The sequence below is a fragment of the Nostoc sp. CALU 546 genome, assembly GCF_048836525.1.
In genome coordinates, this window is sequence record NZ_JAWJTF010000006.1 from 75,558 (window position 1) to 100,148 (window position 24,591).

Consider the following 24,591-nt stretch of genomic DNA (forward strand, 5'->3'; position numbering starts at 1 on the left):
AGGACAAAGGATAGATAACTTATAACTCGTAACTTATAACCCCTACGATGGCAACTACCGAGCGTAAACCGCTACTGCTAGATTTTGAAAAACCCCTAGCAGAACTTGCAACCCGAATTGATCAAATTCGGCAACTTGCAGAAGAAAATGGCGTCGATGTTTCTGGTCAAATTCGCCAACTAGAAGCACGTGCCATGCAACTGCGTGAGGAAATTTTCACAAGTCTATCCCCGTCTCAGCGATTGCAAGTCGCTCGTCATCCGCGTCGCCCTAGTACTCTCGATTACATTCAGGCTATTAGTGATGAATGGATGGAATTACATGGCGATCGCTGTGGTGGTGACGATCCGGCTTTAGTTGGTGGTGTCGGTCGTCTGAGTGGACAACCTGTGGTGATGTTGGGTCATCAAAAAGGACGGGATACTAAAGACAATATTGCCCGTAACTTTGGAATGCCTTACCCTGGCGGCTACCGCAAAGCCATGCGGTTGATGGAACACGCCAATAAGTTTAGTATGCCAATACTAACTTTTATCGACACACCAGGAGCTTGGTCTGGGGTAGAAGCAGAACATCAAGGTCAAGGAGAAGCGATCGCTTACAACTTGCGGGAAATGTTCTGCTTAGATGTGCCAATTATCTGCACAGTCATTGGTGAAGGCGGTTCTGGTGGCGCACTTGGTATCGGCGTAGGCGATCGCCTACTCATGTTTGAACACTCCGTTTATACCGTCGCCACTCCCGAAGCCTGTGCTGCCATTTTGTGGAAAGATGCTGGTAAGGCTCCCCAAGCCGCCGTGGCTCTGAAAATTATTTCCCATGACCTGAAAAAATTGGGAATTATTGACCAAATACTCCCCGAACCCACTGGTGGCGCTCATTCCGACCCTTTAAAAGCCGCTAATACTCTTAAGCAAGTGCTGCTAGAAAATTTGGACGAACTCAATCGTTTAACCGCTCCAGAACGCCGCCAACTGCGTTACGAAAAATTCCGCAAAATTGGTGTTTTTACAGAAGTTGCCCACTAACAGCACTTCATTAATGATTGATTAGCTAATCAGCAATGCTATAATTGCCTATGTGCTTAAAGATTTTTAACAATCTAGCCATAGGCATTTGCATGTTTGCTAAATCTACTCAACTTAATTGAGTGGGTTTTGTATTTTGTAAATAATCTAATTTGAATGTACAGCGTGGTTTTCCAGGCAATGATTTGTTGTCTTCACTGCTAAAACCCACAATATGGGAACTATTGTGCAGCATCATAGCATTTGCCTAATGAAAATCATCAGATTTTTAGACTCCTTTAATCTATCCAAACCGAGAAATGTAAATAATTGGGTGGTAATAGGTTTTGGGAACTGCCAAAAAATTGGGAGACACCATGAGTGTTGAGCAAAAACGACGCGCCCTGATTACTGGGGCTAGTAGTGGAATTGGGAAAGCAACGGCTTTAGCCTTTGCAAAAGCGGGAATAGATGTCGCCTTAGTCAGTCGTTCTTTGGATAAGTTAGAGGCGGTAAGAGAAGCCGTAGAGCATACTGGGGTCGAAGCGAAAGCTTACGCTGTCGATTTAGCGCGGATCTCCGAAGTCAAAGACAAGATCCAAGCGATCGCTCTAGACTTTGGTGATATAGACATTCTGGTAAACAATGCGGGCATAGCCTATACAGCCACTTTGAGCGAAACTCCCCTAGAAGACTGGCAACAGGTAATTGACTTGAATCTGACTGGCGTGTTTGGGTGCATTATGGGGATTTTACCTTCAATGCGCGATCGGGGCACAGGCACAATTATCAATGTCGCTTCAATTGCTGCCAAGCAACCCTTTCCCGGTTGGGGAGCATATAGCGTCAGCAAGGCTGGTTTGATTGCCCTCACTCAAACCCTGGCGCAAGAAGAACGCACCCACGGCATTCGTGTCACAGCTATTTGTCCCGGTGCAGTCAATACCGAACTTTGGGATACAGAAACAGTTCATGTCAACCTAGACCGTTCCAAAATGTTAACCCCGGAAATTGTGGCTCAGTCAATTCTTTACGCTGTACTTTTACCACAACAGGCAGTGATTGATGAACTGATCCTGATGCCCAGCGCTGGCGCACTCTAATTAGTCCTTCGTCCTTTGTCTTTTGCAAATGACCAATGACTAATGACCAATGACCAATGACTAAACCATAACCAAGACTGAATCATGACTATCGCTAGTTCCAACGGTTCCAATTACTCTCAATCGCCTCTGATTCCCGACTTGGCAGAAGCCATAACTCCTAGACCCGATCGCAATACTCATAACGGGCGACCAGCAGATGTGTGCCCGCCAAAAGAGGAACAGATGGAGGAAATGAAGGACGCCGTACGGACACTAATATTGGGCGTTGGTGAAGATCCAGAACGCGAAGGACTCCTCAAAACACCCAAACGAGTAGCCGAGGCAATGCGGTTTCTTACCAGTGGCTATAACCAATCTCTTGAAGAACTAGTTAACGATGCCATTTTTGATGAAGGGCATAGCGAGATGGTACTAGTTAGAGATATTAATTTCTTTAGTCTGTGCGAACACCACATGCTGCCATTTATGGGTAGAGCGCACGTTGCTTATATCCCCAACCAAAAAGTTGTGGGATTGAGTAAGCTAGCCCGCATTGTTGAGATGTATTCTCGCCGCTTACAAGTGCAGGAGAGATTAACGCGCCAAATTGCCGAAGCAATCCAGACCATTCTAGAACCTCAAGGCGTTGCCGTTGTGATGGAAGCTAGCCACATGTGCATGGTGATGCGGGGCGTGCAGAAACCAGGTTCTTGGACTGTCACTAGCGCAATGGTTGGTGTGTTCCAAGAAGAACAAAAAACTCGTGAAGAATTTTTTAACTTGATTCGTCATCAACCAGCATTCTTTTGATAAATGGGGAATGGGGAATGGGGAATGGGGAATGGGCATAGACAAGGTAGCGATTTATTTAAAAATTCTCCCCCATCTCCCCCATCTCCCTCATCTCCCCCTACTCCCTACTCCCTACTCCCTAATTTCTCAAACAACTTGGCTACTTTATCTAAATCCTTATCTCCAGGTGTTCGTTCCACACCACTAGATAAATCTATGCCGCTAGGATTAACCTGATTTAGGGCTTCCACAATATTATCGGCTGTCAATCCTCCTGCTAAAAACCAAGGACAACTAGGGCGAAATTGTTCTAGCATTGTCCAATCTAAAGTTTTGCCTGTACCACCCAGTTGTTGCGGATGGTAGGCATCAAGTAGCAAAGTATCTACGTGTTTTGTGTAATCAGTAGTTGTGTCAAGATGCTCAAGACTCCGAATTCTCAGTGCTTTGATAATTTCGACCTTGGGTAAAGATTGACGTATTTGGTCGCAAAAATCTGGTGATTCATCTCCGTGTAACTGGACGCCAGTCAGCCCAGAATCAACAACTATCTGGCAGATTTCAGGGATGCTGGCATTGGCGAAAACACCAATTCTGTCAATGTTTGCTGGGAGTTCTGCCACTGCTGCCCGAATTTGCAACGTGGTAACGTAGCGAGGTGAAGTTGGTACACAAATAAATCCTAGTGCCGTTGCGCCAAGAGAGGCGATCGCTATAGACTGCTCTGGTTGAGTAATGCCGCAAATCTTAACGCGCATGAATATCTGAACAAATTTAAATAATCACTTGAAAAGTCTAAACTATCTAAAAAACTTTTGGGCCTTGTAATTTTATAATCTTGTTGGTCTAAGATTAACTTTTCACTTTAGGAGACAAAAGCTTGATTTCCTCTATTTTTCTAGCACTAGCTGCATCTGTTCCCGCAACACCTGCGTGGAATCCTACAGTAGCGATCATCATCAGTGTCAGCAGCTTAGTAATGGTTTTATTAAGTACCAGGATTGAAAAACCCCTAGTTGGCCCCAAGTTCCCTATTTTGCCAATTAGTATTCCAACATTCGTTGGGGCGATGGCTTTTGGTCATATTATCGGCATTGGCATCGTTTTAGGGCTGACTAACATCGGTCGTCTGTAGTTTTTTGATGACTGCGGCGTTACAAGTAACGCCGCAGTCAATACAAAACTCCTAAAAACAATTTTGGGCGGGGCACAGGGGGAGAAAATTAACTCTTTCTCCTATGCTCCCAATACAGTTCGGACAAGGTTTGTTGATGACACACTTTAGATCCCAAAGACGCGATAAATCGCCGTCTTTACAAGAATCAGTCCTTTGTAGAAACGGCGATTTATCGTGTCTCTTGCCTTAACCGAGCCGTATTGGCTCTGCTCCCTGCTTCCTACCCCTCTGCCTCTTTTCATTGCAATACGCTTGGGTTAGCGCCAAAAACCTTGAAATGTGTAGGTTGGGTTGAGGAACGAAACCCAACATTTTCGGGGCTTTGTTGGGTTGCGCTTTGTTTAACCCAACCTACAATTTTCTATGCCCAATCCCCAATCCCCAGTCCCCAATCCCCACACCTAACAGCCATTAATTGTCTATTCTAGAAATAAGAGCATTGCGTCACTCTCAACTACTGAATTGATGCTCAATATCAATTTGTATACGAATATGCGTAGTATTTCAGTATAAAAACTACTGGCGATATTTAGTTTTAGGGAAATGTAATGCAAACAAATTGGAGAATTGGGTCTTTATTTGGAATTCCCCTATTTTTAGACCCATTATGGTTTGTGATTTTAGGGTTGGCAACCCTCAATTTTGGGGTAGCTTATCAGGAATGGGGGAATCTTATAGCTTGGAGTGCTGGAATAGTTATGGCACTGCTGCTATTTGGTTCGGTATTGTTACATGAGTTGGGTCATAGCTTAGTAGCCCGATCGCAAGGCATTAGAGTGAATTCAATTACTCTATTTATGTTTGGCGGGATTGCTGCTATTGAAGAAGAATCTAAAACTCCTCTCAAAGCGTTTCAAGTAGCGATCGCTGGGCCTTTGGTCAGTATCATCCTATTTTTCTTGCTCCAGCTATTAACTATTGTCATACCTGATACTAATCCTCTCAGTGTCATGGTTGGAGATTTGGCGAGAATTAACTTGGTGGTGGCTCTATTTAACCTAATTCCCGGCTTACCTCTTGATGGGGGGCAAGTGTTAAAAGCAGCACTATGGCAAATAACAGGTAATCGCTTTCAAGCCGTACACTGGGCTGCAAAGGCAGGGCAAATATTGGGTTATGCTGCGATCGCTTTAGGATTTGTTGTAGATTTTGTGACCAGGGAGTTAGTAGCTGGTTTGTGGATTGCGCTGTTAGGTTGGTTTGCTGTCCGCAACGCCAACAACTATGACAACATGACTACACTGCAAGAAAGCCTACTCAAGGTGGTGGCGTCCGATGCAATGACCCGTGATTTTCGAGTTATTGATGCTGACCAGACATTGCGCTCCTTTGCCGATTTATATCTCTTGGAAACCGCTCCCTCACAGGTTTATTTTGCTGCTTCTGATGGACGTTACCGGGGTCTAGTTTCCATTGACGATTTCCGTTTAACCCAAAGGAGTGAATGGGAAACCGAAACCTTACACAGCATAGTGCGTCCATTGACAGAAATACCCACTGTTGCAGAATCAACATCGATAGCTGAGGTGATTAACAAGCTAGAAAATGAGCAGTTACCTAGAATTACGGTGCTTTCTCCCGCTGGTGCTGTAGCTGGTGTAATTGACAGGGGAGATATTGTGCGATCGCTGGCACAAAAGTTAAATTTACGGATAACCGATGCTGAAATTAAGCGTATCAAGGAAGAAGGGAATTATCCACCGGGGTTGCAACTGGGAGTAATGGCGAAATCAGCTACAAATTAAACGTCACAACTTTGTCATAGGTTTGCAATAGATACGTCAAAAGTGTGTGTGATATTTAATTTGGTATTTGGTTACAAAATGCTTTTTTTGGGTAAAAGGTAGGAAATCCTACCTTTTTTTATTTTTATAGCCGTAGCCACATAGGTTAGGACATTTTGAAAACCCCAAGGCTAGGAATAGTAATACTTTTGCCTCCTGCCTCCTGCCTCCTGCCTCCTGCTATAGTTAGAAGTCCCTAACGCCAGTGTTGAGGTATTTTCAGATTTTCTGGTAGGATTGTTGTGCGATCGCCAATTGCCTGTTCAATCTGCTTTGATTCTAGGTTTTCTGAGCCGCTCAAGTTGGCTCCACAGAGGTTTGCTTCTTGGAAATCAGTTTCTTGTAGGTTAGCTGTACTAAGTAATGCACTTTCTAGATTAGCTCCAGCAAGTTTTGCCTTTTGCAAATTACTGCCAATCAGGTTGGCATCTTGGAGATTGCTACCCTCAAAGTTGACTTCTTCCAAATTGGCATCACAAAGGATTGCTCCTTCCAAGTTGGCATCACAAAGAACTGCCCTTGTGAGATTAGCATCACAAAGGATTGCCCCTTCCAAGTTGGCATCATAAAGAATTGCCTCAGAGAGGTTTGCTTTTCTGAGAACTACGCCTTGGAGATTGGCTTCTGGGAGGATTGCTTTTTGCAGGTTGGCTTCATAGAGGATTGACCCACAAAGATAAGTTACTGATAAGTCTGCATCAGAGAGATTTGCTCGTGTAAAATTAACCCATTGCAAATTAGCTCCTACGAGAATTGCTCTAGAGAGGTTAGCTTCTGTTAAGTCTGCATTACCGAGGTCTGTATTGCGTAAATCCAGTTTTTGATTTACCGGATCTTTATGTGAATCGCGTCGTCCAATAACAGTTAAGGCTGTTTGAATATCTGTAGGTAGTTTTGATGATTCCCGTAATTCGTCATCATATTCATGTTTCACCGGGGCATTCTCGCGGATAAAAGCAGCGAGAATTTCCATAATTGTCCAATGATCTTTTGGAGAATCTTTGGCAATTCTTTCTAAAGCATAAATGGCAGCAAATCGTGTTTCAATCTTTTCATTTCCCAGTTGTTCAATTGCTTTAGAAAAGCGTTCAGGAACAATTTCTTGGTGAGTTGGTTGTGTGTAATTGATACTAGTGCCGATATTGTTATCCCAAGCTAGTGTCCCAGCCAGGAGTTGGGTTAATAGACTCTGATTTTCATCTAGAGAGAGTCTGGAAGTATAGTAAGCATTAATTATTAATGCCAATCCTCCAATGATTATGGCCAGAGTTGTCAATGCTTGGGTGATGTATTCGATTTTTTCTTGAGTTGAAAACCCTTGAATATATTCAAAGAATGAAAAAATTAAAGTTAATGATAAAATAAATATAATTGAGATAAATGCCAGCAAAGTCGTGAGTCCATTTGTTTTTATTAAAGACATGTCATAAGTCTTCATATTTGACTCCTTACGGAAATAAATTTAGGTTGATTCTAAGAGCAACTGTAGAGTTATGATAGAGTACAAACACGGATATGCTTAACCGATTCTTAAAGGCACTGCGTGATAATCATTGATGAAATGCCTGCTAATTGAAGAAGAATTCAGAAGTCAGAATTCAGGAGTCAGAATCAAGACGCTCCTGCGTCGCTAACGCTGCGCTATCAGTCGGGGATTCAAATCGGCGCAGGATTGAAGACCACCATATCTACGATTTGGTGGGGGTGCAAAAACGTCGGTTATTCATCCGCTCTTTCGTTCAGAATTCAATTCTGAATTCTGGCTCCTTACTCCTGAATTCTGCTAAATAAGAATGCTCAAATTCAGAATTGAGGATGTTATCAGGTGTAATTACAGATAATTTCCTGTTGCAGTAGAACGATACTGCCAAACTATAATGATTGAAATTCAATCCGCTTGGGTTAAGGGCTAATTATACAAAATTGTGGGTTTTCGAGACGCAATAAATCGCTACAAGACGCGATAAATCGCCGTCTCTACAAGTGTTTTGGTCTTATCTGAACTGTATTGGATTAAAATTGCAGATTACTTAATTCACTTTTCTCAGCACATTTGACTAAATTGGAAATCGCTACAAGCAATTCCTCTGGGGCTACAGGTTTAACAATGTGCTGTTGAAACCCGGCTTTTAGTGCTTTCTGCTGATTGATTTCACCTGCGTAAGCAGTCAGAGCGATCGCCGGAATCTGTTTTCCCTTTACTGCTGCTTCTTGAGTCCGCACCTGTTCCATCAACATATAGCCGTTCATCTCTGGCATCCCAATATCGCTGAGTAAGATATCTGGCTTGGATTGTGTTAGCGCTTGTAATGCTTCATATCCCGATGCTACTGCGGTGACGATCGCGCCAAACTGTTCCAGGACAAAGCTGAAAAAGTCGCGGGTGTCTGCATTGTCATCCACAATCAGGACTTGTATTCCCATGAGAGGAGAAAAGTTAAAAACGGCAGTTGAGGAATCAGTATTCGTGTCATCCTTAACTGTTGCACTGTCCTTGAGCAGTGGGAATCTAACTGTGAAGCTTGCTCCCTGATCCTCGCCAAGACTTTCAACCCAAACCGTTCCACCATGCATCTCAATCAAGTGACGAGCGATCGCTAAACCTAACCCTAACCCACCAAACTTTCTAGTTGTTGTACTATCACCCTGACAGAAATAGTCAAACACATGAGGTAGAAAGTCAGGGTGAATCCCCTTCCCTGTATCACTCACAGTAATCTGCGCTTGAGCGTCGATGCACTCCAATCGCACATTTACTTTTCCCCCAGTCCCAGTAAACTTAACGGCATTTGATAAAAGGTTCCAGAAAACTTGCTGTAAGCGGGCTGAGTCACCCAAAACTCTCCCCACAGTTGGATCAAACATCGTCTCAATTTGAATAGTTTTAGCCTCTGCTGCTAAATGCACCGTTTCCATTGCGGCTTCAATGGTAGATACCAGATCGACTGGGATCATATTGAGGTTGAGTTTGCCTTGGAGGATGCGAGAAACATCCAGCAAGTCTTCAATTAGTTGAGCTTGTAATTTGGCATTGCGCTCAATAGTTTCCAGTCCTTTCTGGAGCAATATCTCATCAAATTTTCGCATTTGCAACAGTTTCGCCCAACCGAGAATCGGATTCAGGGGCGATCGCAACTCATGGGAAAGCACCGCCAGAAACTCATCTTTTATGCGGTTAGCAGCCTCTGCTTCCGCCCTGGCTATTTGCTCAAGTTGCAAAAGGCGATCGCGTTCTGATTCGGTGCGTTTGCGATCGGTGATATCAGTTAGCATAGCGATCGCACCTAAGAATTCACTTTGTTCATTCAAAATCGCTCTCGCAGAAATCAGTGTCCAGATGTATGAACCATCCTTGCAGCGCAATCGACCTTCTTTAAGATCCCTCCCCTCTCCCTTGAGCCACTCCAATTTCTCTTCGACTGCCATATCATCAGCCTGATCCATAAAATCAAATATGGAACGACCAAGCATTTCTTCTGCCGCATAACCCAACATCTGAGACAACCGCTGATTCACATACTCTGTTTGGGTTTGAGAATCAATCATCCAGATTCCCTCATAAGAGGTATCAACAATTCGGCGATACCTGGCTTCACTCTTCTGTAAAGACTCCTCTATTTGCTTGCGTTCAAGCCGCTCTTTAGCTTCCCGCAATGCCCGTTGCACCGAGGGAACTAACCGCCCTAATCGTTGCTTCAACACATAATCAGTTGCACCGTTTTTCAAAGCTTCGATCGCTAATTCTTCACCCAGCACGGCAGAAACAAAGATAAAAGGAACCTCTGAACAGCGATTTCGGGCAATTTCCAAGGCAGAAATTCCATCAAAAGATGGCAGGGCATAATCAGCAAGAATTAAATCGAAAGCCTCTGTTTCCACAGCCGCTACGAAGTCAGCACCGGTTTCGACTCGGATCAGTTCGCAATTAATTCCTCCTTCAATTAATACCGCTTGGGCAAGCTCTGCATCTAACAGGCTGTCTTCCAAAAGGAGGAAACGCAGGACATTCATCAGTTTCTCTCCTGTTGAGAATGAGGCGCTGGAGGTAAAGCACCAACGGGAGGCTGATTAATCACTGCCCAAAACAATCCCACACCTTTAATAGAATCGACAAAATCGTGGTAATCCACTGGCTTCACAACATAAGCATTGACCCCTAATTCGTAGCATCGAACTAGGTCTGGCTCCTCACGAGAAGAGGTCAGCACCACAACTGGAATAACTCGCATTACTGGGTCAGATTTGAGTTGTGCCAATACTTCTAATCCATCGATTTTAGGTAATTTCAAATCGAGTAGCACAACAACAGGATACCCTTCCATTCGCAACCGAAACAACCCCCGGCGATAAAGATAATCCAGTGCTTCCTCTCCATCACGTACCACCACTACTTCGTTGGCGAGATGGTTTTCTGACAAGGCCGCTAGTATTAATTCTGCATCGTTAGCACTGTCTTCAATCAGCAAAATTCGCTTGAGTTCTTTCATTCACTCTCCTTCTTTGACAACTTAGGCAGCGAGAAATAAAAGGTGGCTCCACTATCAACTACAGCTTCTGCCCAAACTCGACCATTATGCCGATGAATAATGCGTTGCACGTTTGCCAAACCAACACCTGTTCCTTCAAATTGTGGGTCGCTATGCAGGCGTTGAAATACTCCGAATAGCTTGTGAACATATTGCATATTAAAGCCAACGCCGTTATCTTGTACAAAAAAGACAACTTCGTTTTCATTGTCAATACTTCCAACAGTGATTTCTGCTGGGTTTCGAGTCTGGGTATATTTTACGGCATTGCCCATCAAGTTGCGAAGTACGAGCCGTAGCATAGAGGGGTCGCCCTGCACTTCTGACAATGACTCGATGTGCCAACGGATGATCCGTCCTGGGGTTTCTGCGATCAAATCGCGTATTACTTCTTGTACCAATTCCTCCATATTCAGGTTGATATAGCGCATTTCGGTGCGCCCCATCCGAGAAAATGTCAGCAACTCATCGATCAGTATTCCTGCCTGTTTTGCCGTTTCTGAAATTATTTTCAAATAGCGCTGACTCGTTTGATCTAAGCTTGTTGAAGTATGCCGTTTCTGAAGCAATTCGATAAATCCGCCAATGTGGCGCAGCGGTGCCCGCAAGTCGTGAGAGACTGAATAGGAGAAAGATTCAAGTTCCTTGTTGGCAGCTTCGAGTTGGACAGTGCGCTCTTGAATCCGTTGCTCCAGCATGTCATTGAGTTGTTGCAGGGCAGCTTCGGCAACCTTGCGATCGTGAATATCGCTGGCAATGCCCACCCACTTGATAATTTGTCCGGTTACATCTCGAAATGGCAAACCCCGGACAATATGCCAACGATAGCTACCATCAGAAACTCGACGAAAGCGAATTTCTATTTCATAGTTGGTCGCGTTAGCAACAGCCTCCATCGAAGTTTTAAAGACGCGATCGCGGTCATCGGGGTGAATGACATAAATCCAGCCATAACCAGTGGTCTGCTGCATTGTCAATCCAGTAAAATCTAACCAGTATTGATTGCAATAGGTAATACCACCATCGCTATTGCCCATCCAAATAGCCTGTGGCGACACTTCCGTTAAAATTCGATATCGCTCCTCACTGTCACGTAGCGCTTTTTCTGCCAAGTTGCGATCGTGGATATCAACACAAGAGCCGATATAGCCGAGAAACTCCCCTGTTGGTGCGAATCGAGGTACACCAGTATCAAAAACCCAACGGTATTCGCCATCAAAACGTCTAAGGCGATATTCCATTGTAAATTTTTGTCGGGCATGAAAAGCATTGGTGTATGTGTCTAAGCAACGCCGAAAATCATCGGGATGAACACCTTCACTCCATCCATTGCCCATTTCTTGCTCTAGAGTTCGCCCGGTAAAATCTAGCCAGGGTTTATTAAAGTAGTTACAGAATGTGTCAGTGCCGGACATCCATACGAGTACGGGGGCGGTATCTGCCATTTGGCGAAAACGGGCTTCACTTTCGCGCAACGCGGCTTCTGCCCGTTTGCGATCGCTGATGTCAGTAATCAACGCTGCATACCCTTCAACAGTTCCCTGTTGATTAAACTGGGGAACGTAAATAGCATTAATGTAACGTGTACCACCATCTTTATAAGGAATTTGACTTTCAAAAGTGACCTGCTCTCCTGCTAGTACTTTTTCCACATAAGGACGAAGCACTTTATAAGCGGATTCACCCAAAACTTCCCAAAGTGTCTTCCCATAAACTTCTGTCGCCGGATGCCCAAACCACTCTTCATAAGCTCGGTTGTTGAAGCGGTAGCGTTGTTGTGAATCTACAAAGGAAATCAGAACTGGTAGCGTATCTGTAATTAGGCGAAGTTCTGTTTCTCGTTGCCGCAGTGCTTCCTCATTGGACTCTGTTAAGCGACCAAACTGTACCTGGCTTTCGTGTAGTAACTTCAGATTTGCTTCAGCTTGCCGTTGGGCTATGCGGCGTGATTCGTTGAGCCAACTGATTAACCCTGCTGTTAGCATGAACACAACTAGCGGGATTACAATATTCAGATTGGTAATTTTCTGCGGATAAAGTGGCTTAAAAAAGAAGTAATTGATTGCCAAAGTAGACAAAACGGTTGCAAGTAACCCTGGCCCTAAGCCACCGTACCAGGCACTCACCATCACCGCAGCAAAAAATAGTGCCGCAGGTGTTGGAGTGAGATATGGATTGAGTAACAGAGTTGCCCACAGTGCTAAGGCAACGCATAGGAAAGCAACACCATAGTGCAACAGTTGCTCCCGAATGAATGTGCCCTTGTCTCTACCGCCAGCAAAGAGGTTTTGGGGTTTAGATACCTTTGCCCTACGACTCATAACCCTACTCTGCTTCTGGGAAATATTGACTTAGCAAACTTTTGCCGGGTTCACCCATTTTCCGTAACATTTCTTCTATTAGTTTTAGCGCTATACGTGAAGGGACTGTATACCCATTCTCCCAACGGTTGACTGTTTTGAAGGAAACTCCTACTTTAGCAGCAAACTGTTTCTGAGAGAGGTTAAGTTGCTGCCGAAGCTCCCGAATTAAATCTAAAATTTCCAACCGCTTTGTTAGAGACATCTCCCTTTTTTATTTTTACAGGATCATTGAGGATAGGACACCTGTCTTATTATTTGTCTCCTGCTTAGGGAATATTTCTAAGGTTATACCAGTAAGTTGGGTTTTGCTGTCACTCTAAGCAACTTTATCTTTTATAAAGACTCACGTTTGAGGTTCAGAAGGTCAAAGTTGAGCTTTCCAATGTTTGGGTGGTTGAAGATTTTCCGGTAAGATTGTTGTGCGATCGCCTTTTGCCAATTCAATCTGCTCTTGTTCTAGATTTTCGGCTCCGATGAGGTTTGCCCCTTGCAGATTGGCTTTGTAGAGGTTTGCCCCTTGCAGATTGGCTTTGTTGAGGTATGATGCCCCTTGCAGATTGGCTTCGATGAGGTTTGCCCCTTGCAGTTTGTGGCTGGGGGCCCCTTGCAGATTGGCTCCCTTGAGGTTTGCCCCTTGCAGATTGGCTTTGTAGAGGATTGCCCCCCTGATATCTACATTATTTAAATCCAAGCTCTGATTTTCTAGTTCATTTTCAGACTTGCGCCGTCCAATTACGGTAAGGGCTGCTTGAATATCTGTCTGAAGTTTTAGTTTTTCCTCTATCTCCTTTGATTTTTGATAATTCAAAGTATTGACTATTATTAATAAATCTGTATTTTTCTCGGAAAAATCTTTCAAAGGTGCATTCTCTCGCACAAAAGCCGTAAGGACTTCCATAATTGTCCAGTGGTCTTTTGGGGAATCCTTGGCGATTCGTTCTAGAGTATAAATCGCCCCCAATCGCGTTTCAATCTTTTCATTCCCAAGCTGTTCAACCGCTTTCGCAAAGCGTTCTGTAATTTGTTTGTCTTGTGCTGCTTCTGCATTCTTTAAAGCAGCTTCAGCAGTTTTATTTGCAGCCTCGGCGCTCTTATTTGCAGCTTCAGCACTTTTATCCAAAGCTTCCGCACGTTTAGCTGCATAGAACGCATTGATGAATACAGCAATTCCAACAAAAATTGTCCCAGTAGTTGTTAAAGCTTTAATTCCATAATCTAACCTTTGCTCTATTGATAAACCTTCAACATTCACAAAGGCTAAAAAAACAATAAATAAGCAAACAATAAATATAAATGGTAGAACTATTAACCAATTTCTCAGAGGGTCTGTCTTGTTATCAGACATATAGCAATCCTAAACGATTTATTTTTTTAACGAACCGCAAAGGACGCAAAGAGCGCGAAGGGAAGAGAATTGTAAAGGGTTTTTGCCTCAGTCTCGTGAATTTTTGATTTTGATTGCAGTTGTGAATTCTATAGTGGGTAGACATTGTTCAAGATGCTAAAACTTCACTGAGGATAACAATAGATAAACCAGGAAAATTACGAAAGCATATAAGAGGTTGTTTGAAAAGTATTTCTCTATAACTTTAGGCACTTTTGATCCCCCCTAACCCCCCTTAAAAAAGGGGGAACCGGAGTCAAAGTCCCCCTTTTTAAGGGGAGCCAGTGCGGTCTTGGGGGTTTCCCCCATGAGCAACTGGCGTGGATTTAGGGGGATCTAAAACTTTTGATACCGACAAGAGAACTTTTCAAACAACCTCTAAATAGAGCCACTTGTTGGAAGCATTAGCCGTCCCATAATAAGCGTTCTTCTTGTAGTTGTCTGTCTATAACCTCAGCAGTTCGAGAAGGGTGTCTCCTACGGCTTTCTTCTATAATGTCGAGTACAGAACGATGTTTTGGTTCAGCTTTTTCTGGTAAAATCACAAATACATCAACGCTATCGCCTATTTCAGCTTCTAGAATTTCAATTTCTATTTTGTTTCCTGGTAAAACTTTGGTTGTGATACGTAAAGCTGATTGCATGGTTTTTCCCTGAGCATTTATTAATACTGTAGGCAAGATTCTTCTCTTCTATATTCTCCTACAAGTTATAGAGGGCGGCGGTACCTCATTTATTTCTTGTTTTTCGCTAAATGAATAATCGAATAAATAAAATTAGAACTATAAACAAATTTCTTGGTGTCTCTGTCTTGTTATCAGACATAGATTATGTTTTTTCCTCATCTCCCAAATATTTACGGAGAATTTTAGTAAAAACTATAGCACTAAATGAAACTGGTAGAATGCGCCCAAATAACGAATGATGCTGTGATAACTTAACCAGACTGCCGCCAATGTGTCGGTGCTTCGATATAATCAGGTAGACGAGTGGTGCGATCGCCAAGTGCTTTTCTAATCTGCTGTAACTCTAAGTTTTTAGCCCCTGTCAAAATTGTCCCTTCCAGTTTGACATCACTGAGGTTAGCTTCTGAAAAGTTAGCTCCCATCAGGTTTGCTTGAGTCAAGTTAGCTTGATAAAAGGTTGCCCTATATAAGTTTGCTCCGATGAGGTTGGCTTGATGTAGGTCAGCTTCCGTTAAGCTAGCTTCTGAGAGGTTGGCAAAATAAACTTCTGTTTGGTGGAGTTTGGCTGCATTCAAGTTAGCCCCTGAAAGGTTGGCTCCATTCAAGTTAGCCCCTGAAAGGTTGGCTCCAATTAAACCCGTCATTTGCAGGTTAGCTTTCCCCAATTTTGCTCCTTGCAAATTAGCTAGAAACAGCTTTGCTCCAGAGAGATTAGCGACTTTTAAGGTTGCTTGTTGCAAGTTAGCTTTATAAAGGTTCGCTCCCTGTAAATTTGCTGCACGCAGACTTGCTCCAGAGAGGTTAGCTGAACGCAGGTTTGCTCCAGAGAGGTTGGTACGATTGAGGTTAGCCCAACAAAGGTTGGCTCCACATAAGCTAGATTTTAGTAATTTGGTTTCATAGAGAATAGACCTAATGAGTTTAGCGCCACTCAGGTCAGATCCGCTCAAGTCAGCCCCACGGAGGTCAGCACCACTCAAGTCAGCCCCACGGAGGTCAGCTTGTTGCAGGTTAGCTTTTAGCAGGTCTGCTAGTCTAATATCGGTGCTACGTAAATCAAGTTTCTGATCTTTTGGGTCTTCGAGTAAATTACGCCTGCCGATAACAGTCAGGGCTGCTTGAATATCGGTGCGGATTTTTGGCAATTCTTCATGGAGATTTTGCTCTAACGGCTGTGTCGGACGCGACCCGCCTCTACGCCGACTTGAGTACACTGCCCCTTGATATTCCGGTTTTTGTTGCTCCCCTTTTAGGTGCTTGATAGGTGCATTTTCTCGCACAAAGGCAGTGAGGATTTCCATGATTGTCCAGTGTTCTTTGGGAAAATCCTGAGCAACTCTTTCTAGTGCATAAATTGCGCCTGTCCGGGTTTCGACCTTTTCATGACCAAGCTGCGAAATTGCCCCCATAAAGCGTTCTGCAATCAATCTATCTTGATTGATTTTTGCATTTTGAATGCCAATATCCAGGTTTTTCTCAGCTGCGATCGCATTTTTCTGCATCGCTTGGGCACGCCTTGCTGCATAATAAGTATTAAACATTGCTGCCGATGCGAGAAAAACTATTGCAGTAGTTGTTAATGCTTGGTTTCTATACTGAATTTTTTCCTGGATTGACAATTCTTTAATACTTGACAATACGAAGAAAATTACAGTTAATGAGAAGCCAAATATAACTGTTATAGTTATTAGCCAATTCAACAGAGCATCTGTCTTTTTAGAAGACATGGTAAAGATTTTCCTTACAACCTAGAATTATTACTTAGATGTTGCGGAAAAATAGTATAGCATTTAGCAGAAAATTATAATAGGTGTCAAGATACTCATTGAACTAAGGAATAATATTGAATATACTTCTATATTACGGCAGAAACAAACCACCCATTCCAAATCAATGAAACGCTTGCGGTACAAGAATTATGAATTACGCTGCACATAGGAAATGGAGAGTAAGGAGTAGGAAGTAGGGAAAATTAATCAAGCGGGCATGATATTAGTATTTTACTGAGAGAATTGGGTTTCTCTAAGGTTTGCCCCATCGAGTATGGCATCATTGAGAATTGCCCCATGCAATCTAGCTAGATATAAACTTGCACAATGCAGGTTAGCTCCAGAAAGGTTAGCTCTTTTTAGGTTGGCTACACTGAGGATTGCTCCTTCTAAATTGGCTAGATATAAGTTAGCTCCTTCTAGGTTAGCTGCACTAAGTATTGCTCCTGCTAGATTAGCTTTTATAAGATTGGCACCAGCAAGATTAGCTTGATAGAGATTTGTTTGTTCTAAATTCGCCCCATTTAAGTTTGCTCCTCTCATGTCCGTGAAGCTCAAATCAAGTTGCTCATTTTCTGGGTCTTGATTTGCATCTCTTCTGGCGATAACAGTCAGGGCTGCTTGAATATCTACACGAACTTTTGTTGATAGATTGCTTGTTACTTCCTTTTGGGGCATATAAGGAGCATTCTTTCGTACAAAAGTAGTAAGAATGTCGATGATTATCCAGTGGTAATGTGGATGATTATGGGCAATATACTCTAAATCGTTAATTATAGCTAGGCTGGTTTCTATTGTGCTATTTCCTAGCTGTTCACTTGCTATTCTTAAGCGTTGTTTTGGTGACTTATGCTGAGTTTTTTTGACTTTTTCCTGGAAAGCAGGTATCCACAGGAATATTTTTGATAGATGGATGTTATTTTTTGATAAAATATCTTTCATGGCATGAAAAGCATTAATAATTACTGAAAAAATCTTCAAGTGGTTACAGTATTTTTAACAATTTATTAGCCCATGCTATTGTTTCATACATGGTCAATATTTGAATATGATAATGCAACGAGCAAAATAGAGAATATAGCGATTTTAGTGTGGATACATTACAGTCTAACCTCTCTCCTTTTAAGAGAAATACTTTGAGTTTTACTCCCCAATGCTAGCAGTGAAGGTCATGAGGGTTAGGTTTGTATTCCATGCAATTGAGAACCGCTATATAACTGTTGAGTAAATAGACATGAACATACATGCTGCTAACTGTCCTCAGTTATCAATTGTACTCACTAGTCTTTATTCTTCGTTGACAATTAACCCTCGTCATGATGATTTTAACAAGAAAGAATTCAGGAGTCAGGAGCTAGAATTAAATTATAAATTCTGTATGACTGGCGGATAGCGCAGCATTAGCGAGTATTTTCGAGTCGCATCTAAATAAACGGGTTTAAGTCCCCCACTCAATCTCAAATTGAGTAGTCTTGAATGAGTGGCGAGTCTAAATCCTCAACTCATTGATTTTGATTCGTGAATTCTTCTTCAATTTATTCATAATTCTTGATTAACTAAATCTGAGTATCGAAATGCAGCAAAAAATACAGCCAATAGTTAAAGACCTGGTGTTAATTGGTGGGGGTCATAGCCATGCTATTGTCATGAAAATGTTCGGAATGAAACCGTTACCCGGAGTTCGCTTAACGTTGATTACCGCAGCATCAGAGACAGCCTATTCTGGAATGTTACCAGGACACATTGCCGGATTTTACACCCATGACGAATGCCATATTGACTTGCGACCCTTGGCGAACTTTGCTCAGGCACAGTTGTATATTGACACGGTAGTTGCCCTAGACTTGGAAAACAACAAAGTTCTTTGTGCGAACGGACTTGCGGTAGATTTTGATGTGCTGTCTGTTGATATTGGCAGCACTCCGGCCACAATATCTGTATCAGATGCAGCAGAATATGCGATCGCAGCTAAACCAGTATCGCAGCTATTAGAGCATTGGTATGAACTAATTGCAGCTGTAGGTAAAAATCTTCAAGAACCAATTAGTATTGCGATCGTCGGTGGTGGCGCTGGCGGTGTAGAATTAGCGCTAGCGATGCGATCGCACTTACATCAGATTTTGGATAAAGCTCAACAACCAATTGAAAACCTGAAAGTTCATTTATTTCAGCGTGGACAAGAACTGATGCCCAATTACCATCAATCAGTACGCCATCAACTTCAGCAAATTTTAACTGAACGGGGTATTGAGCTACATCTTGGGGAAACTGTGTGTAAAATTGCACCCATAACTCATAGGGAAACTAAAGAAGTATTTGAAATTAAATGTGAATCTGGCTTAAAAGTAGAATTTAATAAAATTTTTTGGGTAACACAAGCCTCAGCACCCGAATGGTTAAAAACCGCTGGACTAGGAACTGATGAGCAAGGTTTTATTCTGGTAGAAGACACATTACAATCTCAAACGCACCCGCAGGTATTTGCATCTGGTGATATTGCCACAATGGTAAATCATCCGCGTCCAAAAGCTGGGGTATTTGCTGTTAGGCAAGGTAAGCCTTTGTTTGAGAATTTGCAGCGAATTTTATTAGGTAAGTCGCTTAAACCTTATAGACCACAAAAAGAATATTTGAGTTTAATAGGTACTGGAGACGAACGAGCGATATCTGCGATGGGCAACACCTACGCAACCAGAGGTATTATCACTCTACCACCCCACAAATTATTATGGTGTTACAAAGATTGGATTGACCGCCGTTTTATGGAACGCTTTCGCTTTGAATAATATTATGTATGGATAATTTAGTTGCGATTCCCACAGTCATTGCACCCCATCCCTTAATCCCTCGGTGTACATTTATTAATAACTGATAAACTGTAAACCTAAAACAAGAGCCGCTACGGTTCCTGCGACAGAAATTTCTCCCTCAACAACTTTATCTAAAACTGATTCTACAGGAATAAATACAACTTCAATTTCTTCTGTAATATCTAGTTGCGGCTCTCCAACTTTACTCACATTTTCTGCTACAAATAAATGTATTTGATTCGTATCTTTACTCGGCTTATCGTATAGAGTTCCAATTTTTTTAAATTCTTGGGGAATATAACCAGTCTCTTCTCTTAGTTCTCTAATTGCGGCTACCTCTGCACTCTCTTTTGTCGGGTCAAAATTCCCTGCCGGCAGTTCCAAGAAAAATTCACCTACGGCGTGTCTATATTGCTGGACAAAAATAATTTCTTTATTACTAGTGATAGGTAAAACCATCGCAACGTCAGGCTTAATACTGACAAAATAATCATCTATAATTTTACCACTCGGTAATTCTATTTCATCTTGTCTCACCTGACACCAAGGATTATCTAAAACCATTTTTGATTTTAAAATCTTCCATTTTTGTAATTTGTTCATAAACTAAGTAAAAATAGAATGTATGTATAAAACTTTCTAATGAATGTAAAAAAGTATAACAAATGCATCCGATAATCTAAATTTTGAACTTACACTGACTTTGGCAATATCATAATATGCATAATAAATATGCAAATAAATGTAAATTTATTTACAGTAAATAAGAGATTTCCGTTGACCATTAGTCGAGGTACAACGGCACAAACAACTAATGTATGGGTGAGAATTTCACAAGATGGAATCGAAGGCTGGGGGGAAGCATCACCATTTGGTGTAGGTAATCATCGGCAATCAACTGATGCAATCAAAGAGGCGCTACAGCAAGTTGTGCCACTTTTACAAGCATTCAGCCCCTTACAGCGGCAGCAAATTGAACAAGTTTTAACACAAAACCAAGTTCCTTCTGCTGCAAGAGCTGCCTTGGATATGGCAATGCACGACTGGTTGGGTAAGCGGGTAAGATTGCCTTTGTGGCAAATTTGGGGACTCGATCGCAATCAAATAGTCCCGACTTCTGTCACAATTGGGATTAATTCGCCTGAAGGTGCGATCGCAAGAGCGCGAGACTGGCTAAAATTTACCGATGTCCGTCTTTTCAAGGTGAAGCTAGGTAGTCCAGATGGGATAGATGCAGATAAAAAAATGCTATTGGCGGTGCGAGAAGAAGCGCCTGAAATAGAATTATTTGTTGATGCCAACGGGGGTTGGAGTTTAGAAGATGCGATCGCAATGTGCAACTGGTTGGCAGATTTAGGTATAAAGTATGTAGAACAGCCATTGCCACGGGGGCAGGAACCAAGTTTAGCAAAACTCAAAGAACATTCTTCCCTCCCCATTTTTGTCGATGAAAGTTGTTTCACCAGCGCTGATATTCCCGATTTGGCAAATTACGTAGATGGTATTAATATCAAACTGATGAAATCAGGGGGACTAACAGAGGCAATGCGAATGGTACATACAGCACGAGCATATCGGTTGCAAGTAATGTTCGGTTGCTATTCTGACAGTTCACTAGCTAATACAGCAGCATTACAGCTAGCGCCACTAGCTGATTATTTAGATTTAGACAGTCACCTGAATTTAATTGATGACCCTTTTACGGGTGCATTGCTAAAAGAAGGAAGAGTTTTGCCAAACGATTTACCAGGTTTGGGAGTGCAACACAGTGCGTCTACCACTTAATCAACGAGTAGCTATTTTACTTCATGAGGGAACTGTTGGGACTCACGGCAAAACAGGGCTAGCGATTTTACGTTACAGTGAATCCCCAATCGTAGCCGTAATTGATCGCGAGTGTGCTGGCAAATCCCTACCAGAATTAACAGGCATCAAGCGTGATGTACCGATTGTGGCATCGGTAGCCGCAGCCCTTGAGTATAAACCAGAAGTCTTGGTAATTGGCATTGCCCCAGGAGGTGGTGCTGTACCAGATGATTATTGGCTGGAAATTAAAGACGCTTTAGAAGCGGGAATGTCGCTGGTGAATGGTTTACATACACCAATGGCAAGTATCCCAGAATTAAATGCACTGCTCAAACCAGGGCAACTAATTTGGGATGTCCGAAAAGAGCCATCTAATATCAGTGTTGCGAGTGGAATGGCACGCACTCTCCCTTGCCGGCGGGTGTTGACAGTGGGAACCGATATGGCCATTGGTAAAATGTCAACTAGCTTGGAGTTACATTGGGCATCAAAACTGCGGGGCTGGCGTTCTAAATTCCTCGCCACAGGGCAAACTGGGGTGATGTTAGAAGGAGACGGCGTAGCTTTAGATGCCGTGCGCGTAGATTTTGCCGCCGGTGCTGTGGAACAGATAGTTATGCGCTATGGCAAAAACTACGACATTTTGCACATTGAAGGACAAGGTTCACTGTTGCATCCTGGTTCAACGGCAACCCTACCCCTGATTCGTGGTTCTCAACCAACCCAACTGGTGTTAGGACATCGCGCGGGACAAGTTCATGTACGTAATCATCCCCATGTCATAATTCCACCCTTACCAGAGGTGATTCGGCTTTATGAAACTGTTGCTAGTGCCGGTGGTGCTTTTGGAAGTGTTCCTGTAGTCGGTATAGCTTTGAACACAGCCCATTTAGATGAGTCTGCGGCACATGATGCGATCGCTCAAACAATAGCAGAAACGGGGCTACCTTGTACCGATGTAGTCCGCTTTGATGCCAATATTCTTTTGGATGCGGTGATGAAGAATTAAGTTCTCTAGAATGCTTCAACCACTCCTGAAGGAGAAGCTGGCACAACAGAAGAAGGGAGATTGCGATCGCTTGGCGGCAAAACTGCGAGAATAAAAGATAGATCCTGTATCCAGATACTATTTAACTTCTACGCTGTCTTGCTTGTGCCTGTTGCCCGGAATATTATGGATCTTCAGGAAAAACCCATTTTGGCGGTTCCGTCATTTTTTGTCGCAGACGTTCTTGTGCTAACTCCAGCATTTTCTCTAAGGGAGTTTCTTCAATAAATTTTGCGGCTGCTTCTCTAAACTCGATATTGGGACATTTATCCCCTAAAACACACCCGTTAACACAGGCTTGGGCGCAGTCAATCTTTTGCTCCACAGTAAATTCCTCTCTCTAAAAGTTATGAGGTATGAGTTGTGAGTTATGATTTTCACCCCTAACTCTTCACTCTTAACTCTTTACTATCAGGCATAACCCTCCAGATAAATTTTACCTTGCCAGTTGCCATCTCATTAGTCCAAATACTTACCATTTAGAAAGTTATACCAATTCTTTATGAAGCTGCATAGAATTCGATCCCCCCTAGCCCCCCTTAAAAAGGGGGGAATTCAAAGTCCCCCTTTTTAAGGGGGATTTAGGGGGATCAAGATATGTGCAACTTCACATTAAATTGGTATTAGAAGTTATGAGTTAGGAGTTATGAGTTATGATTTTTACTCCTAACTCCTAACTCCTCACTCTTATAAAGGGCGCTCATGTCGGAAATCTTTGCTACTACTGGAACTATAACCGCGATCGCTACTGCTGTTGTCCCCCAACAGGGTAGTGTTGGGATTGTGCGGGTGTCCGGTTCTCAAGCAATGGCAATTGCCCAAAGTCTCTTTCATGCACCAGGGCGACAAGTTTGGGAAAGTCACCGGATTCTCTACGGTTACATTCGCCATCCCCAGACGCACCAAATAGTGGATGAAGCCTTGTTGCTGATTATGAAAACACCCCGTTCTTACACTCGTGAAGATGTAGTAGAATTCCATTGCCACGGGGGAATTATGGCAGTGCAGCAGGTATTACAACTGTGTTTGGAAAATGGGGCTAGACTAGCGCAACCGGGAGAATTTACTCTCCGCGCCTTTTTGAATGGACGATTGGATTTAACTCAAGCCGAGGGTATTGCCGATTTAGTGGGAGCTAAATCGCCCCAAGCGGCTCAAAGTGCCTTAGCTGGTTTGCAAGGAAAATTAGCTCATCCGATTCGGCAGTTACGCGCTAACTGTTTGGATATTTTGGCAGAAATTGAAGCTCGGATTGATTTTGAGGAAGACCTTCCTCCGTTGGAGGATAAAGCAATAATATCAGAAATCGATAAAATTGCCGCAGAAATAACTAGGTTATTGGCAACCAAAGATCAAGGGGAATTGCTACGCACTGGTTTAAAAGTGGCAATTGTTGGGCGTCCGAATGTGGGTAAGTCGAGTTTATTGAACGCTTGGAGCCGGAGCGATCGTGCCATTGTGACTGATTTACCTGGTACAACCCGCGATGTAGTGGAATCGCAGTTAGTTGTCGGGGGAATTCCCGTACAAGTGCTAGATACAGCAGGGATTCGGGAAACAACAGACCAAGTGGAAAAAATTGGTGTTGAGCGATCGCATCTTGCCGCCAATGCAGCTGATTTAGTCTTGCTTACCATCGATGCTTCAGCCGGTTGGACAGAAGGCGATCAAGAAATTTACGAAAAGGTACAACACCGTCCGTTGATTATAGTGATTAACAAAATCGATTTAGTAGAAGAAAGCGAGAGAACAACTCTTCAATCTAAAATTCCAGTTGCGCTGAAAGCGCACCAAAGTAGCGATTCAAAATCTAAAATTTTCACGGCAGCAGCCCAAAATAAAGGTATTGATAATTTAGAAACAGCAATTTTAGAAATAGTTCAAACAGGAAAAGTGCAAGCTGCTGATATGGATTTAGCCATTAACCAAAGGCAGGCAGCAGCCTTAACTCAAGCTAAAATGTCTTTGGAACAAGTACAAGCAACGATTGTCCAGCAGTTCCCTCTTGATTTTTGGACAATTGACTTACGGGGTGCAATTCAAGCTTTAGGAGAAATTACTGGAGAAGAAGTCACTGAATCAGTTTTAGAGAGAATTTTCAGCAGGTTTTGTATTGGGAAATAAAACAAAACTCAGGAGTCAGAATTCAGAATTCAGAATTCAGAAGACTCTACCCATAAAGGGATAGAGTTTTAAGGTGAAAACATTTTATTTTTTTAGGACTTACGCACTGTAAAACTTAATCATGGTATGCATATATGAAAATGGGTCGTTTCAGCCTTTTATTAATCGTTCTTCGATGGTCATTGTAGGGGTTTAGCATTGCTAAACCCCTACGACAGACGTGCTTTTTC

General features: G+C 42.8%; 21 protein-coding genes. 9 read left to right on the plus strand and 12 right to left on the minus strand.

Annotation, left to right across the window (positions count from 1 at the left end):
• Positions 1-47: 47 nt before the first annotated feature.
• The 3 genes from RRG12_RS04755 (at position 48) to folE (ending at position 2,902) form a co-directional block, all read left to right on the plus strand.
• Positions 48-1,028: an acetyl-CoA carboxylase carboxyltransferase subunit alpha gene (locus RRG12_RS04755; RefSeq protein WP_069073547.1), complete on the plus strand. Its 981-nt coding sequence runs from the start codon at positions 48-50 to the stop codon at positions 1,026-1,028.
• Between the two features lie 356 nt (positions 1,029-1,384).
• Positions 1,385-2,110, plus strand: coding sequence for an SDR family oxidoreductase (locus RRG12_RS04760; RefSeq protein ID WP_069073546.1), 726 nt, complete (start codon positions 1,385-1,387; stop codon positions 2,108-2,110).
• Positions 2,111-2,194: 84 nt separating this feature from the next.
• A complete protein-coding gene (folE, locus tag RRG12_RS04765; protein ID WP_181928917.1) occupies positions 2,195-2,902 on the plus strand; it encodes a GTP cyclohydrolase I FolE in 708 nt (235 codons plus the stop codon).
• A 107-nt stretch (positions 2,903-3,009) separates the two neighbouring features.
• Here folE and RRG12_RS04770 read toward each other — a convergent pair whose 3' ends face one another.
• On the minus strand, positions 3,010-3,642 hold the full coding sequence (locus RRG12_RS04770; protein ID WP_420758529.1) for a phosphoribosylanthranilate isomerase: 633 nt from the start codon (positions 3,640-3,642) through the stop codon (positions 3,010-3,012).
• Between the two features lie 122 nt (positions 3,643-3,764).
• Here RRG12_RS04770 and psaK point away from each other — a divergent pair, with 122 nt between their 5' ends.
• The gene (psaK, locus tag RRG12_RS04775; protein ID WP_069068715.1) at positions 3,765-4,019 is read left to right on the plus strand and encodes a photosystem I reaction center subunit PsaK; all 255 of its coding nucleotides are present in this window, start codon (positions 3,765-3,767) and stop codon (positions 4,017-4,019) included.
• A 590-nt stretch (positions 4,020-4,609) separates the two neighbouring features.
• On the plus strand, positions 4,610-5,806 hold the full coding sequence (locus RRG12_RS04780) for a site-2 protease family protein (protein WP_420758530.1): 1,197 nt from the start codon (positions 4,610-4,612) through the stop codon (positions 5,804-5,806).
• A 235-nt stretch (positions 5,807-6,041) separates the two neighbouring features.
• On the opposite strand, the gene RRG12_RS04785 is transcribed toward RRG12_RS04780, so the two are convergent.
• From RRG12_RS04785 to RRG12_RS04825, 9 genes are all read right to left on the minus strand, one after another.
• Positions 6,042-7,283 (minus strand): pentapeptide repeat-containing protein, encoded by a 1,242-nt coding sequence (locus RRG12_RS04785; RefSeq protein WP_420758531.1) that lies wholly within the window; start codon positions 7,281-7,283, stop codon positions 6,042-6,044.
• A gap of 575 nt (positions 7,284-7,858) precedes the next feature.
• Complete coding sequence (locus RRG12_RS04790; RefSeq protein ID WP_420758532.1) at positions 7,859-9,856, minus strand: response regulator; 1,998 nt, start codon at positions 9,854-9,856, stop codon at positions 7,859-7,861.
• Positions 9,856-10,332 carry a response regulator gene (locus RRG12_RS04795; RefSeq protein WP_069068535.1) on the minus strand — a complete coding sequence of 159 codons (477 nt, stop codon included), beginning with the start codon at positions 10,330-10,332 and terminating at the stop codon, positions 9,856-9,858. Before RRG12_RS04795 ends, RRG12_RS04790 begins: the two co-directional genes overlap by 1 nt.
• A complete protein-coding gene (locus RRG12_RS04800) occupies positions 10,329-12,692 on the minus strand; it encodes a PAS domain S-box protein (RefSeq protein WP_420758533.1) in 2,364 nt (787 codons plus the stop codon). Before RRG12_RS04800 ends, RRG12_RS04795 begins: the two co-directional genes overlap by 4 nt.
• 4 nt (positions 12,693-12,696) lie before the next feature.
• Complete coding sequence (locus RRG12_RS04805) at positions 12,697-12,936, minus strand: helix-turn-helix domain-containing protein (protein WP_420758534.1); 240 nt, start codon at positions 12,934-12,936, stop codon at positions 12,697-12,699.
• A gap of 162 nt (positions 12,937-13,098) precedes the next feature.
• Positions 13,099-14,079: a pentapeptide repeat-containing protein gene (locus RRG12_RS04810; protein ID WP_420758535.1), complete on the minus strand. Its 981-nt coding sequence runs from the start codon at positions 14,077-14,079 to the stop codon at positions 13,099-13,101.
• A 443-nt stretch (positions 14,080-14,522) separates the two neighbouring features.
• Complete coding sequence (locus tag RRG12_RS04815) at positions 14,523-14,762, minus strand: hypothetical protein (protein ID WP_420758536.1); 240 nt, start codon at positions 14,760-14,762, stop codon at positions 14,523-14,525.
• Between the two features lie 293 nt (positions 14,763-15,055).
• Positions 15,056-16,531 carry a pentapeptide repeat-containing protein gene (locus RRG12_RS04820; protein ID WP_069070279.1) on the minus strand — a complete coding sequence of 492 codons (1,476 nt, stop codon included), beginning with the start codon at positions 16,529-16,531 and terminating at the stop codon, positions 15,056-15,058.
• Between the two features lie 273 nt (positions 16,532-16,804).
• On the minus strand, positions 16,805-17,515 hold the full coding sequence (locus tag RRG12_RS04825) for a pentapeptide repeat-containing protein (RefSeq protein ID WP_420758537.1): 711 nt from the start codon (positions 17,513-17,515) through the stop codon (positions 16,805-16,807).
• Positions 17,516-18,147: 632 nt separating this feature from the next.
• Between RRG12_RS04825 and RRG12_RS04830 the strand changes: the two genes are divergently transcribed.
• Complete coding sequence (locus tag RRG12_RS04830; RefSeq protein WP_420758538.1) at positions 18,148-19,359, plus strand: FAD-dependent oxidoreductase; 1,212 nt, start codon at positions 18,148-18,150, stop codon at positions 19,357-19,359.
• Between the two features lie 75 nt (positions 19,360-19,434).
• Here the strand turns inward: RRG12_RS04830 and RRG12_RS04835 are convergent, their stop codons facing one another.
• Complete coding sequence (locus tag RRG12_RS04835; protein ID WP_420758539.1) at positions 19,435-19,986, minus strand: NUDIX hydrolase; 552 nt, start codon at positions 19,984-19,986, stop codon at positions 19,435-19,437.
• 129 nt (positions 19,987-20,115) lie between these two features.
• Here RRG12_RS04835 and RRG12_RS04840 point away from each other — a divergent pair, with 129 nt between their 5' ends.
• Together RRG12_RS04840 and RRG12_RS04845 are read left to right on the plus strand one after the other, a co-directional pair.
• Positions 20,116-21,168: a dipeptide epimerase gene (locus tag RRG12_RS04840; RefSeq protein WP_420758540.1), complete on the plus strand. Its 1,053-nt coding sequence runs from the start codon at positions 20,116-20,118 to the stop codon at positions 21,166-21,168.
• Positions 21,152-22,198 carry a DUF1611 domain-containing protein gene (locus RRG12_RS04845; RefSeq protein WP_069070277.1) on the plus strand — a complete coding sequence of 349 codons (1,047 nt, stop codon included), beginning with the start codon at positions 21,152-21,154 and terminating at the stop codon, positions 22,196-22,198. The genes RRG12_RS04840 and RRG12_RS04845 overlap by 17 nt, the downstream gene beginning before the upstream one ends.
• A gap of 163 nt (positions 22,199-22,361) precedes the next feature.
• Here the strand turns inward: RRG12_RS04845 and RRG12_RS04850 are convergent, their stop codons facing one another.
• A complete protein-coding gene (locus RRG12_RS04850) occupies positions 22,362-22,562 on the minus strand; it encodes a hypothetical protein (RefSeq protein WP_069070276.1) in 201 nt (66 codons plus the stop codon).
• A 377-nt stretch (positions 22,563-22,939) separates the two neighbouring features.
• On the opposite strand from RRG12_RS04850, the gene mnmE reads away from it, so the two are divergent.
• Entirely contained in the window at positions 22,940-24,361 is a 1,422-nt protein-coding gene (gene mnmE / locus RRG12_RS04855; protein WP_420758541.1) for a tRNA uridine-5-carboxymethylaminomethyl(34) synthesis GTPase MnmE, read from the plus strand.
• Positions 24,362-24,591 lie beyond the last annotated feature (230 nt).

What these genes read in the sequence shown, in the direction of transcription:
- RRG12_RS04790 (WP_420758532.1), bottom strand. Translation starts at nt 9,856, where the DNA reads ATGAATGTCCTGCGTTTCCTCCTTTTGGAAGACAGCCTGTTAGATGCA.
- RRG12_RS04760 (WP_069073546.1), top strand. Translation starts at nt 1,385, where the DNA reads ATGAGTGTTGAGCAAAAACGACGCGCCCTGATTACTGGGGCTAGTAGT.
- folE (WP_181928917.1), top strand. Translation starts at nt 2,195, where the DNA reads ATGACTATCGCTAGTTCCAACGGTTCCAATTACTCTCAATCGCCTCTG.
- RRG12_RS04815 (WP_420758536.1), bottom strand. Translation starts at nt 14,762, where the DNA reads ATGCAATCAGCTTTACGTATCACAACCAAAGTTTTACCAGGAAACAAA.
- RRG12_RS04780 (WP_420758530.1), top strand. Translation starts at nt 4,610, where the DNA reads ATGCAAACAAATTGGAGAATTGGGTCTTTATTTGGAATTCCCCTATTT.
- RRG12_RS04795 (WP_069068535.1), bottom strand. Translation starts at nt 10,332, where the DNA reads ATGAAAGAACTCAAGCGAATTTTGCTGATTGAAGACAGTGCTAACGAT.
- RRG12_RS04800 (WP_420758533.1), bottom strand. Translation starts at nt 12,692, where the DNA reads ATGAGTCGTAGGGCAAAGGTATCTAAACCCCAAAACCTCTTTGCTGGC.
- mnmE (WP_420758541.1), top strand. Translation starts at nt 22,940, where the DNA reads ATGTCGGAAATCTTTGCTACTACTGGAACTATAACCGCGATCGCTACT.
- RRG12_RS04820 (WP_069070279.1), bottom strand. Translation starts at nt 16,531, where the DNA reads ATGTCTTCTAAAAAGACAGATGCTCTGTTGAATTGGCTAATAACTATA.
- RRG12_RS04785 (WP_420758531.1), bottom strand. Translation starts at nt 7,283, where the DNA reads ATGAAGACTTATGACATGTCTTTAATAAAAACAAATGGACTCACGACT.
- RRG12_RS04840 (WP_420758540.1), top strand. Translation starts at nt 20,116, where the DNA reads ATGCAAATAAATGTAAATTTATTTACAGTAAATAAGAGATTTCCGTTG.
- RRG12_RS04830 (WP_420758538.1), top strand. Translation starts at nt 18,148, where the DNA reads ATGCAGCAAAAAATACAGCCAATAGTTAAAGACCTGGTGTTAATTGGT.
- RRG12_RS04770 (WP_420758529.1), bottom strand. Translation starts at nt 3,642, where the DNA reads ATGCGCGTTAAGATTTGCGGCATTACTCAACCAGAGCAGTCTATAGCG.
- RRG12_RS04825 (WP_420758537.1), bottom strand. Translation starts at nt 17,515, where the DNA reads ATGAAAGATATTTTATCAAAAAATAACATCCATCTATCAAAAATATTC.
- RRG12_RS04805 (WP_420758534.1), bottom strand. Translation starts at nt 12,936, where the DNA reads ATGTCTCTAACAAAGCGGTTGGAAATTTTAGATTTAATTCGGGAGCTT.
- RRG12_RS04835 (WP_420758539.1), bottom strand. Translation starts at nt 19,986, where the DNA reads ATGAACAAATTACAAAAATGGAAGATTTTAAAATCAAAAATGGTTTTA.
- RRG12_RS04810 (WP_420758535.1), bottom strand. Translation starts at nt 14,079, where the DNA reads ATGTCTGATAACAAGACAGACCCTCTGAGAAATTGGTTAATAGTTCTA.
- RRG12_RS04755 (WP_069073547.1), top strand. Translation starts at nt 48, where the DNA reads ATGGCAACTACCGAGCGTAAACCGCTACTGCTAGATTTTGAAAAACCC.